The sequence below is a fragment of the Pseudoalteromonas sp. SMS1 genome (assembly GCF_021530565.1).
Taxonomy (GTDB): domain Bacteria; phylum Pseudomonadota; class Gammaproteobacteria; order Enterobacterales; family Alteromonadaceae; genus Pseudoalteromonas.
The window spans coordinates 1-12,355 of sequence record NZ_JAKGBI010000023.1 but is presented as its reverse complement, the minus strand read 5'-3'; the positions used below and the strand labels follow the sequence as shown (position 1 = coordinate 12,355).

7 protein-coding genes are annotated in these 12,355 nt (G+C 41.8%); 2 read left to right on the top strand and 5 right to left on the bottom strand.

From position 1 onward, the window contains the following. Positions 1-209: 209 nt before the first annotated feature. Both L1286_RS20330 and L1286_RS20325 read right to left on the bottom strand, forming a co-directional pair. The gene (locus tag L1286_RS20330) at positions 210-1,547 is read right to left on the bottom strand and encodes a HAMP domain-containing sensor histidine kinase (protein WP_235408847.1); all 1,338 of its coding nucleotides are present in this window, start codon (positions 1,545-1,547) and stop codon (positions 210-212) included. Continuing rightward, entirely contained in the window at positions 1,534-2,274 is a 741-nt protein-coding gene (locus tag L1286_RS20325; RefSeq protein WP_235408846.1) for a response regulator transcription factor, read from the bottom strand. The genes L1286_RS20330 and L1286_RS20325 overlap by 14 nt, the downstream gene beginning before the upstream one ends. Positions 2,275-2,464: 190 nt before the next feature. Between L1286_RS20325 and L1286_RS20320 the strand changes: the two genes are divergently transcribed. Then, complete coding sequence (locus tag L1286_RS20320) at positions 2,465-3,571, top strand: SGNH/GDSL hydrolase family protein (protein ID WP_235408845.1); 1,107 nt, start codon at positions 2,465-2,467, stop codon at positions 3,569-3,571. Between the two features lie 112 nt (positions 3,572-3,683). Here L1286_RS20320 and L1286_RS20315 read toward each other — a convergent pair whose 3' ends face one another. The 3 genes from L1286_RS20315 to L1286_RS20305 form a co-directional block, all read right to left on the bottom strand. Next, a complete protein-coding gene (locus tag L1286_RS20315) occupies positions 3,684-4,718 on the bottom strand; it encodes a hypothetical protein (protein WP_235408844.1) in 1,035 nt (344 codons plus the stop codon). Between the two features lie 70 nt (positions 4,719-4,788). Next, positions 4,789-6,516, bottom strand: a complete 1,728-nt coding sequence (locus L1286_RS20310) for a cyclic peptide export ABC transporter (RefSeq protein ID WP_235408843.1) — start codon at positions 6,514-6,516, stop codon at positions 4,789-4,791. Between the two features lie 5 nt (positions 6,517-6,521). Beyond that, entirely contained in the window at positions 6,522-8,975 is a 2,454-nt protein-coding gene (locus tag L1286_RS20305) for a penicillin acylase family protein (RefSeq protein ID WP_235408842.1), read from the bottom strand. 467 nt (positions 8,976-9,442) lie between these two features. Between L1286_RS20305 and L1286_RS20300 the strand changes: the two genes are divergently transcribed. Further along, a partial coding sequence (locus L1286_RS20300; protein WP_235408841.1) for an amino acid adenylation domain-containing protein occupies positions 9,443-12,355 on the top strand: 2,913 nt, incomplete at its 3' end.

The window sequence follows — 12,355 nt, the reverse complement described above, 5'->3', positions numbered from 1 at the left end:
ATGCGTATTATTCACGAAATCAAGGGAAACCAAAGTACTTTTACAACTGTTACATTTGCAGTGACAATGCATGCGAGACATCATCTCGCTTTTCATACTTCAGTGAGCACAAGTAAATGGTAAATAAGTCGCAAAAAACAGGGCCTGCTATTTTGTGGTAGTGTTTTTTATCACAAAAGCAATGTGCCTGCTAAAAGAGGCTGCGGCGCCTAAAGTTTGATGTATATACCCAGCCCTGAATCAGGTACATTTTGGGCAAAGATATTGCCATGGATCCGCTCCATCTGTCTTTTACACAAAGCTAAACCGAGGCCAAATGAATGGCTGTCTGGTTGAGTGTGCGAATAACCATGGCTTCGATAAAATGGTTGAAAAATACACTCAAGTTCATTTTCTGGAACGCCTGGGCCATCATCCCATATCTTGATTTCCCTGTTTTGATACACCACGTTGATGCAGTGCTGTGCATACCGACTCGCATTGCGAAGTACATTTTCGATGACTTGCCCCAGTACTCTGGCATTTGAATCGATTTCTTCAGAGTCAGGAAGCTGTATGTTAAATTGGATATGAGGAGTCTCAAACTTGACTTCATCTACAATGCACTCAATTAAATCAACCAAATCAAAGCAGCCTTTGTCTTGATCGGTATTGGCACAGAGCCTTTCGTTTTCGAGCCAAGTCAAAGTAAGAGTATTTTCTGCAAGTTCTCTCATGGTTGCAGTGTTTTTGGCAACGCGTTCAAGCATCTCCGTTTCTGAAAGGCCAGATTTATGGCAGTCGATGGCCGTTTCTATACGCGCGATTGGTGTGCGTATTTCATGAGAAAAGTCAGCGATAAATTGTCTTTGGGCGCGAATGGTATTTGCTGTGCAGTCAGCCATTTTGTCAAAAGTTGCAGCAATCTGTTGAAATTCGGCATCTTTGCTTGAAATACGTTGCCCGATTCTGCTGTCTAAGTTTCCTTCGGCAAAGGCGCGTGTTGTTTGTTCTAATTGTTTTAGTGGTTTCATAATGGCGCGATATAAGACCAAACAAATACCTGCTAATACGACCAAGGGGATGCCGAACTGCAGTAATAGATAGGTGAGTTGCCAGTAACTACCTGGTCGCATACTGTTAGGAAGCTGAATGATGAAATGTGTGCCGTCTTGGGCAAACGGAATATCCATCACTGGGTTTCTTGGAAAGTACAAGTGGATTTTCCAACTCACGTCTCGTCCCAAACTGAATTCATCGAGGTAATACTGTTTGATTTGGGTGCCTGCTAACGGTGTTAAATCGCGCTGCACTATCGCGGCCCAAGTATCGTATTGGTATTCGATTTGGTTAATGAACTCTGCAAGCGCGACCATATCGCCTTGGATATATAGTTGTTCAGCTTGTGCCCCGATTTCAAGAAGTGCCTGTTGATCTTCTACCTTTATTTGGCTCATTCGAAACTCAGCATGATTGACTAAATAGTCGATGACGCCAAATAAGATGATAGAGCCTAAAATCACCAGCGCGCACAAGCGCAAAAAGTACGAAGCATTAATGTGGAACATATAGTTTGTAACCTTTACCGTGAACGGTACTGATAGACTCCGCGCTTAACCCAACCGCGACAAGCTTTTTCCGTAAACGACTCAAATGCATATCTAAACTACGGTCGTAACGGCTAAATTGGCGCTCCAGCACACATTGGTATAAAAAGGCTTTGCTCAGAGTTTCATTGTGATTGTGTGCCAATTGCCAAAGTAATTTGAATTGAATAGCTGTGATGTCTAACAGTTCTGATTTAAAAAAGGCCTGTTGCTGTTGTCTGTCTAAATGAAGTTCCGATAACGTAATTTTAAACGGCGTTCTAGCGTGTGTATGTAGTGCATGTACACGCCTTAATATCGCCTCAATGCGCAACACCAACTCATCAAGATTAAAGGGTTTGGACAAGTAATCGTCTGCACCTAAACTCAGGCCTTTTATACGTTCTTGTTCCGCGCCACATGCAGACAGGATCAGCACAGGTGTTTGTTTTACCTTCCTTAACTGCGCTAAAATTTCATACCCTTCCATTGAAGGCAGTCTGATATCTAAGATTATCAAATCATAGTTAACGGCTAATGCTTGGCTAAGTCCTTGTTCTCCATCATGAATGCAATCAACATCATAACCTCTATTGCTAAGGAGCGCACATACTTGTTGATTGAGCGTAATGTCATCTTCTACGACTAATATACGGTTGTTCACTGGCAGGGGTCTTCTAAAATGAGAATGATTGTATTTTATAGCCATTGTTCTTGTCTTTACAATAGTGACACGGTAATGGAGTGAGTAGATTTACGTAGTATGAAAATATTTCAAACCGTAGGGTGACTGTGGTTGTTATGGATAGTGTTGTAGCGGTATGTGAGCGGGTAGCGCATTACGACATACTGGCGTTTAAAAATACGGTCTCGGATACAACAACATTAAGGAATGACACATGTTAAGGTTACTTTCACTGAAGTTTTCTGCGTTGATACTGTTTCTCAGCATCTGCGGTATTTTCATATCTCCCACAGCCTTTGGAAAGAACTATCAAGCGACGCACCATGCAATTATTTATGAAGGCAGGGTGAGTAAAGATTATGGAAAAGGACAAGTTGAGTTCAATTGGCCAGGTACGCAGCTAAAAACAAAATTGATTGGTAAGTCTCTAAGAGTGACAATGGCTGGGTTTGGTGATCAGTTTGACGTCCTAGTAGACGGGGAATTGCATAAGCGCTTATTCACCAATCCGAATGGTAATTTTGAGGAGCACCTTGTTTACGAGCAAAGTGACTCAAAGCCGGTGATAATTGAAATTGTCAAACGTTGGGAAAACTACAGCAACAATACAAAGGTATTGAGCTTTAGCTCTGAGGGACGTATAGAGGGGATTTGGCAGCAACAACCACACATTTTGTTTATTGGGGACTCTATTAGCGCGGGTTTTGGCAGCGAGTCAACCAAGCGTCAATGTACTTGGCGTGAAATTGTTGATAGCAGCAATGCACGTATGGCGTTTCCATATTTGACAGCTGCTCAGCTTGATACGAGCTTCACTCAAGTGTCGTATTCTGGGCTTGGACTCATTCGCAATTGGAGCGGTAATGACAGCCATCACGACTTACGTACATACTATGACAAAGTGTCAGCGGTGTTTGGTGATGACAAAGGCTTTGAAGATACGCACCCTGATTTAATAGTGCTAGAAGTTGGGACCAATGACTTTAGTACCGACCCTCAGCCTCATGAACCTTGGGATGATATCCAAGCGGTAAAAACCGACTGGATAGATACAATGGTAGAGTTTACAAATACGCTCCGTTATCGCTACCCAAATGCACCAATTGTGTTTATGCCAAGGCCTGCATATCCCTATGACTTTATTATTCCAGCGACCTTAGAAGCAAAAACTAGATTAGAAGCGCTTGGCGTTGAAAAACTGTATTCACATACCTTTATTTCACCACTTGAAGGGTGCATTTGGCACCCAACAAGTGCGGAACATCTCGATATTGCGACTAAACTGAGTCAGTTTATCAGTCAGCATCAGCTACTGAATTAAGCACTTTAAATATATGGCCGCCGTATCACAAAGTTCATTGGGGCGGCTGGCCATATTTCGACAGATAAAAATGCAAACTCTTTGCCTACATTGAAACCGGGTAGCTGTGACTTTACAGTGTAGTAGCCGAATTATTGATTGAAGCCAGCTGCTTTTTAGCATTCGTTTTTAACTTTACATCGTCAGTGCTTTCAATAATGTGTTGAAGTAAAGGCTTAACACGTGCGACTTCACTTGGCTCGGCCAAAGATATGTACAACGTGATCAATTCATAATTGGACTCGGTGGGCAACTGATATTCTTCAAATAGTTTCAAAAGGGCCTGCACACCTAATTGCTTATTCTGTGCTTCTTCCGCAGCAAAAATAGCAACTTGATAGCAAGCATTTATCCACCTAACCGTGTGATACCAAGCTGCGGTCATTGGTTTTTTATCACATGCTCTGGCAAAAAACGCTTGCGCCAGTTGGTCATTATCTGTGGTCCATTGTAACTGAGCAGCGCGCTCTAAGATATCAAAGTCATTTGGCAGTTCATCCAGAGCGAGCCGTGCAATTTGATGCGCTAAGCCAAACTCGTCATTATTTTGTGCTAAGTTGATACGCGCGATATAGCCCCACTTTTTGCTGATTTTAACGATCTTTTCGACTACTTCTGCCTGTTTTTTAGCGTCTCCCCCATAGGATTTGCTCTGGCCGAATGCCGAAGCTTGCATCGTTAAATACCTGCCTGATTCTGGTGCTAATATCCCAGCTTTAATTTTCGATTGGACTGCTTTTTTATAATATTGCCGTTTTGAAAAGATGTTCGATTGGTGCCCTATCGTGCGCCATGCTTCTGAAGAAAATGAAAAAGTGGCGGCGCGTTGTGAAAATCGCTTTTCGAAAGCGGTTAATTTTGCAATGGCCTCGGAAGTTTTTTCTAATTCGAGTAAATAGAGTATTTCTAAGATATGAAACTCATATAGTTCTGAACTACCCACTTTACTTATGAGGGCATGGGCTAGACTTGGCTCGCCTTGAATTAAGGCCTGTTGAGCAGTGCTTACTTTATTTTCGAGTTCTAAATGGGGACTTGATACACTTTTAAACGCAGTTAACATGGCCAAACCACATAGGGCCCAATGTCTAATTTTAGTCTGCTGCATACTCTTTCCTTGTGAATAATAGGGGCAAAACGGGGCTGCTGTGTGGTTCGCCCCATAAGTTGATAAAGGCCTAAACCAAGTTTTCGGTCAACACCTTCTTTTGGCTGTCGTAAAGGTAGTTTTTCTGCGCGTTAGCTTGTTCAATGTTGCTGATATTACCATTTTCGATAACAACCAATTTGTCCGCTTCATTAAAGTATCTGTCATCATGAGATATCACGATCACAGCCTTCCCTTGATGTTTTAGCTCAGGCAGAATGTTGACATAAAACTCGTGTTTAAACTCAGGATCTTGATCTGCGGCCCACTCGTCAAATAGATATAATTGTGTGTCTTCGATTAAAGCAGCAATCAATGCCATACGCTTTCTTTGCCCATCAGATAGGGAAAGTGTCGAAAACTGTCCATCTGAGTAAGTCACCTTTTTATCTAGTTTAAAGGCGCGCAGTAAGCTATTTACTTTTTCTTCGGAGATTTGACTGTCGCAACTTAATAGTCGGTCAAACAAATAATAGTCAGTATAAATTGCTGAAATTGATTTTCTAAAGCCAATGAGGTTGGTGTCATCAACAGCTTCATCATCAAATATAAATTGGCCCGAAGAGGCGGGGTAGTGCAACGACAATAATTTAGCCATGGTGGATTTCCCAGACCCATTTCCACCGATAATAAACGTAATTTCTCCTCGGTTAATCGTCAGGTTCAATGGACCTACTGAAAACTGTCGGTCATTCTTTTTTGTCTGCTGCGCATACTCAAAGGTGACGTCCTTTAATGTTAAACACTGCCAGTCTCTTTTGGCTGGCGCGTCTTGATATGGCTCTTGTGGAATAACATTAAATAGTGATTCTACTTTGTTCAAAGCTATTTTAGCACTGGCGAATTGAGGCGCAAAGTTTAGTAAGGTACTAACAGGGCCTGAAATATATAATAGCACCATGACAACAGCGATTAATTCATGATTAGATATAGCATAGTGGTTTACAAATATAAATGACACTGCACCAATAACAAGCAACGAAATTAAATCACCATAGTTAACCGCCGCGCGCATAATCGTTTGTCCCGTTTTACTGGCATCTCTTACATTATATTCATCCGGATCAAGGCTCAATTGAAAGTAATTTTCACATTTCTTAGGGCTCAATTTGAGCTCTTTTGAACCATAAACCAGGCCTTTAATTGACTCATGCAAATCGTCCAAATATGCGCGAGCTTTCACCAAAAAATGCCGACCTATTAGCATCGGTACTTGGTAAGTAATAACACCAAAAATAATGCTGATAATCACAAATTTAAATACATCGCTATTTAAGTAGTATAAATAAAAAAGCATGCCACACAGTGTAACAAGTGTCGTTAAAACATCAGTGATCAATCTCGCTCCTGCAACGATTAGCCTCACATCAGAGGTGATGGTGGCAATTAATTTAGAGTGACCCACTTTTTCTATTGATTGCAAAGGGGCATTGGCGATTCGGTGATAAATTTTCCTGCGCAGATCTGTGGTAATGTCTAATGAGATACGCGTCAAGATAATTTGTGATAGTGTTTTGGCAAACAAGATAAATACACATAAACCAATGAAAATAAGTGCATGGCGCAAGTGGGAAATTTGCCAAGAGAACAATGTACCGAATTCACTTTGTTGTTTAGAAAACTGCCCTGTTTCAGGTGTCAAAACAGAAATTACGAGTGGGATGATCATCGCATAAGCCACCCCTGACAGCGCGCCTAAAACGATGGCAAGAAATACTCGGTTGGGTGCTTTTTGTGCAAATAGGCCAATGAAGTTCATAGCTTTTAACCCTCAGTTTGCTGTTTTGTCGAGATTAGAGTCAATACTTCAAAGTCAGAAGTTTCGGCACTCGGCATGTTTTGGTAAACGGCTGAATGAAATGGTTCGAGCAAGTCATCATAGTGATCGCTGGCGATGTTGCCTGACTGTCCCGGGGCCAGCATAAATAAATGTTGCTGATGTTGCCCCATATCGAATAGCTGCTTAAAGGTTGCCCCAAAGTACTGTTCGTAGCCTGACGATTTCTTGTAGTGATAATCAGCAACACTGATTGAATCGGGTGAGCCCTCACTGTTAATCTGCGGTGTGAAGTAATCTTTTAGGAAATTAACCTCGCTAAAGGGTTTATGTTTGTACACGGCATGATGTAGCGTTCCCCATTTCCATTGAGACAAATCACTCTCACCTGTTATTTTATATACTTCCCACAGGGCGTCATTTAACGAGGCGTCTATGATATCCGAACAGCTTTCAATATATTCAGTGGCAATGTCGTCACACCAAGCAGAGTGAATTGAAGTGAGTAGAGTGTAGAGTGTGTCTTCATGAATATTTTGTGCAATGTATTTCAAGGATTGCTTTTCGGCAACATCATTCCAGCTTTCTTTGAGTTCATCGCGTACAAGCGCTTTTCTAAGTTTGTTGATCCAGATATTCAATATTGTGGGAGCTGCCGAGTGTGCACTCATGTTGCCGTTCCACTGCGACAATATGCGATGAGCCTGACGTTGTTGGTCGTTTGAGGGCGTTTGCTTAAGCAACACATCCAGCAATCGAATGGCGGAGTTGTTATAGGTATCATGCTGCATTGATTCAAAATCAGATAAATCGATCTTTTGGCCTGACGCCACAGTGTTTTGTATCAATTGGGAAATACGTTCACTCCGCGTGGGGGGAGCAAAATCATGGGAGATAAAATGAGGGTAAGTATCATCGGTGGGTTTATTATTTGCCGATACCAAATAACCGGACGCTGGATTAAAAGTGGATGGGAGTGCAGGACCCGGTATATAGCCTGTCCAGCGATACGCCTTTTGCCACCCAGGCACAGGGAGTAGTCCATCCCAACCAGAACGAATGGGTATTTTACCTGCGACACGATAGCCAATGTTACCTTTGTAATCTGCGTACAAAAAATTAAGAGCGGGTGCAACTAACAAATCAAGAGCTCGACTGAACTCTGTTCTATTTTGCGCATAGTTCAACTTTAAAAGTGACTCGAAGCTGGTGTCATTTTTGTGCAGTGCCGTCCAGCTTAAGCTCGCCGGTGAATCTGTCGCATTTAATATATCATTGATAATAGGTCCGTTGACAGATTCTCTAACCTTGACCTTCACCGGTTTTAAAGCGCCATGAATAAATTCAGGAAAGTCTTGACGCACTTCGATGTATTCAGTCCTTTCTTTAAAGCTGAGCCATTGGCCTTGATGTAAATACTTGGTTTTGTCATCAGCTTTGACCTGTTCAAAAAATAAATCTTGAACATCGGCCATCAGATTAGTCGCGGACCACGCGATATGTTCATTTTTCCCAAAGACGATAACTGGTAAACCTACAAGGGTTGCGCCAGAAGCATGTATGTTGTCGCCCTTTATCGTCGCCATATACCAAGGAGAGGGGGACTGGAGGCCCAAGTGGGGGTCCGTCGCCAGAAGCGCGCCGCCGGATTTACTATGCAATGGAGCAACTGCCCACGCATTACTGCCGACAAATTTGCCACCAATGTTAAGCTCGGCTTCTAATTGGTGGTTGAGTGCAGATACGTGGTCAAGCGTTTGCGTATCTATTGTGTGTTGTGCGATAGATGTATAACCATCTACAGGATAATTTGGTAGAAGTTGAGCTATTTGCTGCTGTGAAAGATACTGCGATATGACTAGGCGGTTTATTTCGTCTCGATAATTTCCACCCAAATTAAGAGCAAAAGCTTTGACCCATGCTAAAGAGTCTGCAGGTTCCCATGGTGTAGGTTTAATGCCCAACAATCTAAATTCGATCGGCAATGTATCTACGTTTGCAATGAAATCATTGATGCCATTTGAATAAGCGCTTAGTGCCATTTGAGCTTGTTCACTGAGCAGCGAGAGATCCTCTTGTGCTCTAAACTTGAGGTTTAAGGTCCGAAAGAAAGCATCCATACTCACAGAGCGTTTACCAAATACTTCACTCAAGCGCCCAGAAATTAAACGTTTTTGAACCTCCAATTGCCAAAGACGATCCTGAGCATGCGCATACCCTACCGCATAAAATGCATCTTCGTCTTCTTTACTCACTATGACCGGAACACCCATACTATCTCTGCTAATCGTAACGTTAGAAGAGATATTATTAGATGGAACTGACCCCGACGTGAGCGGCAGGCTTTTATGAAAGTGATAAGTAAAAAAGCCATAGGCAATAATACAAGGAAGTAAAATTAATAGCAGTAACCTAACTACGAGTGGTGTAATCCCTCTCATATGGATAATTCCTTCCAAAAAAAGTTAAATTTAATAAGTCATTTTTATGTGTTTTGCTAATTGTCGTATGCGATGACTCTGTTACTGCTTCGAATTAAGCCCGCATAAATTTCATCTCGCTTATTTTTTTAAGTTATTGTTTTAATGAAAAAAATCATACCCCTTTAGTTGTAGCTAAAAAATATACAATTCAGCGAGCTTTTCGATGTTATCAAAACAAAAAATAAATTGGTATTTTTTAATTGTAATGTAATTTTTCTGGGTTTATTTTGTTGATTATGTAAATATTTATATTGCAACTTGAGAAGTTCTAATGTAGGTTATTCCCTGTAATAAGGACGGTATTCGTGTTAGGTTGTCGCAGCGTCTCGATCACTTTATAAAATAATGAAAACAATTAAGTGATTGTTTTTAAATATGTTTGTTCCGGTTTTTAATCGGTTTGAATATTATGGGGCGACAATAAGATGCAGTGTAAGGATAAGCACCCTCTGGCTTTGGCTCAGCAGGATATCTATTTACATCAGATACAAAATGGCAACAATCCGATGTATAACATCGGTGGACTTTTAAAACTCACCAATATAGAACCTGACAAGTTAAAAAAAGCCCATGAATGCTTAATTGAAAACCATGAAAGTTTTGGGTTGCGCATTGAAGAGGGGAGTACAGGCCCGCGACAGTATATTTCTGCCAAAAGAACCAAAGCGCTGAATGAGTTAGACTTTTCCTCACATTCAAAGGGTCCAGAAACAGCTTTAAACTGGGTCAATAGCGAATTTCAAACGAGTTTTTCATTGTATGACTGTGAACTCTATAAAGCCTACCTAATAAGAATCTCAGAAAATAATTATTGGTATTGCTTCATTGCTCATCATCTTATGATTGATGGTTGGGGGTTTGCCAAACTCATCGAATCATTAGGTGAGTATTATTGTGGACGAGAGCCACAGGGAAATACGCACTGGAAAAAAGTGATCGCCAATGACTTTTCTTATTTAGAAGGGAGTCAGTACCTTAAAGATAAAGCGTATTGGGAGCAGCAAATAACGGCTTTGCCAGAACCTTTGTTAACCCCTTACTATCGCAGTTATTTCGCAGATCCTAAATGTATTCCAAGTGGCCGCAAGTCGATGACGATTCCGTCCGACAAGTACACTGCACTCAACGCTTTGGCTAAGCATTGTGGTGTTGGGCTTGCGCAAGTTTTTCTTGGATTGTTAGCGACTTGCCTTTGTCGTAGCTATGAAAAAGCGCAATTGCTTGTTGGCATGCCGGTACACAATCGTAAACGGTACGATGACAAACAGCATATCGGTCTGTTTACGAGTGTGTCTCCCATGCTCGTTGACATTGACAAGGATGCACGCTTTATCGACTTGTTGAAACAACTCAATGATAGGCAAAGGCGGAATTTCCGACATCAAAAATATCCATTTGGAGAGTTAGTTAGGCGGTTAGGGGGAGTCGGACATTCGGGGGCAGCGCTTGAAGTAGAATACAATTACTTAAAGCTAAAAAGTAATTTTGAAATAGGAAATGGAAGCGCCAGTGTTCACTATTTAAGCCATCATCATAACCCAATTCCATTGAGCTTAACGGTATGGGAGTTCGGTGATTCGCAACCCACCGAGTTACACATGGATTTTAACAAAGCATTTTTTAACGATAAAGAAGCGTCTTTACTGCTGAATCGTTTTTACGAAATGACTTTGCAATTTATGGCTGACGTTGAACTCAAGGTGCGTGACTTTTCAATCATTTCGTCATCAGAACAAGCGCTCATCAGTGAGATGAGTATTGGGCCTAAAGTTGACCTGAGTGAACAGCTGATACACGACGCATTTGTACAACGTGCAACTGACACGCCTGAAAAAACGGCTTTGATCTTTAACAATAAAACCATGTCGTATGGTGAATTAAATGCCGTAACGAATCAGCTCGCTAACTATTTAAGTGAAACCTATAAAAACAGTGAAGTGCCCGTTATCGGTGTGAGCTTAGCGCGTTCATTTGAGTTAGTCATTTCTATTTTGGCGACGCTAAAAGCGGGTTTTACCTACGTACCCTTAGACCCTTCTTTACCAAAAACTAGACTGGATCATATTGTTAATGATACACAGCTCTGTTGTATTTTGACTCAGCGAAATTTGCAACCCTGTTTTGAGGGTAGTCATGCCGATATTACTTTACTTGATGCGCCAGAGTTGAAGCAGCGCTTGGCACAATTCTCAACTGTTCCAGCTCTTTGCCGTGCCTCTGCTGATGGGCTCGCGTATATTTTCTATACCTCTGGCACTACCGGAAAGCCAAAAGGCGTTGCCGTTGAACACCACTCTGTCGTGAATCGCTTAGAATGGGGGCAAAAGCAATATCAACTCAATAGCGACGATATTGTTTTGCAAAAAACACCATTTAACTTTGATGTTTCAGTGTGGGAGATATTTTGGCCGTTGCGACAAGGTGCAACGATGTTGCTGGCAAAGCCAGAAGGGCATAAAGACCCTGATTATATATGCGCATTAATGAATGAATTTGAAGTGAGCGTAGTCCAATTTGTCCCGTCTATGCTGCACGCCTATATTCAAATTAACCCCGGTATGATGCCGGCATCATTGCGGTATGTATTCTGCTCGGGCGAAGCGTTAGGAGTTGAAGAAGTACAATATCTAGCTAAGCATTCGCCACACTTACAAGTGTTCAATTTGTACGGACCGACGGAAGCGTCAATTGAAGTCAGTCATTTTGCCTGCGCAGATCTTGGTAAAAGACACAGTGTACCAATAGGTAAACCAATCCAAAATGTGTCTTTGCATGTCTTAAATACGCAAAGAGAGGTGTGCCCTATTGGCGTAGCAGGAGAGCTGTTTATTGGTGGTATTTGTCTCGCGCGTGAGTATCTCAATCTGGCGCACTTAACCTCCGAACACTTTCAGCTGATTAATGTGTCAGATAGCACAGCATTGAGACTCTATAAAACCGGTGATTTAGCGCGGTACTCAGTCGATGGAAACATTGAATATTTAGGACGCAACGATCATCAGGTAAAAATACGGGGTTTGCGCGTTGAACTGACGGAGATTGAAGCAGTACTCAATAGTAGCGACCAAGTAAACTCTAGCCTTGTATTGCCATCCGCACAAAACTCTCTGATTGCATATGTTTTATGCGCGCACGTCAATTCGCAGCTGAGTGACGTTGAGTTAATCGCGACTTTGAAAGAGACACTTCATAGCAAACTACCAAGCTATATGGTGCCTGAGCACTTTGTATTTGTGACCGCATGGCCGATGACGGCCAATGGTAAAATTGATAAGAAGGCCTTACCTGCGCCGCAGTTACAGAGCAGTACTTGTTTTGAAGCACCCACCACTCAGACA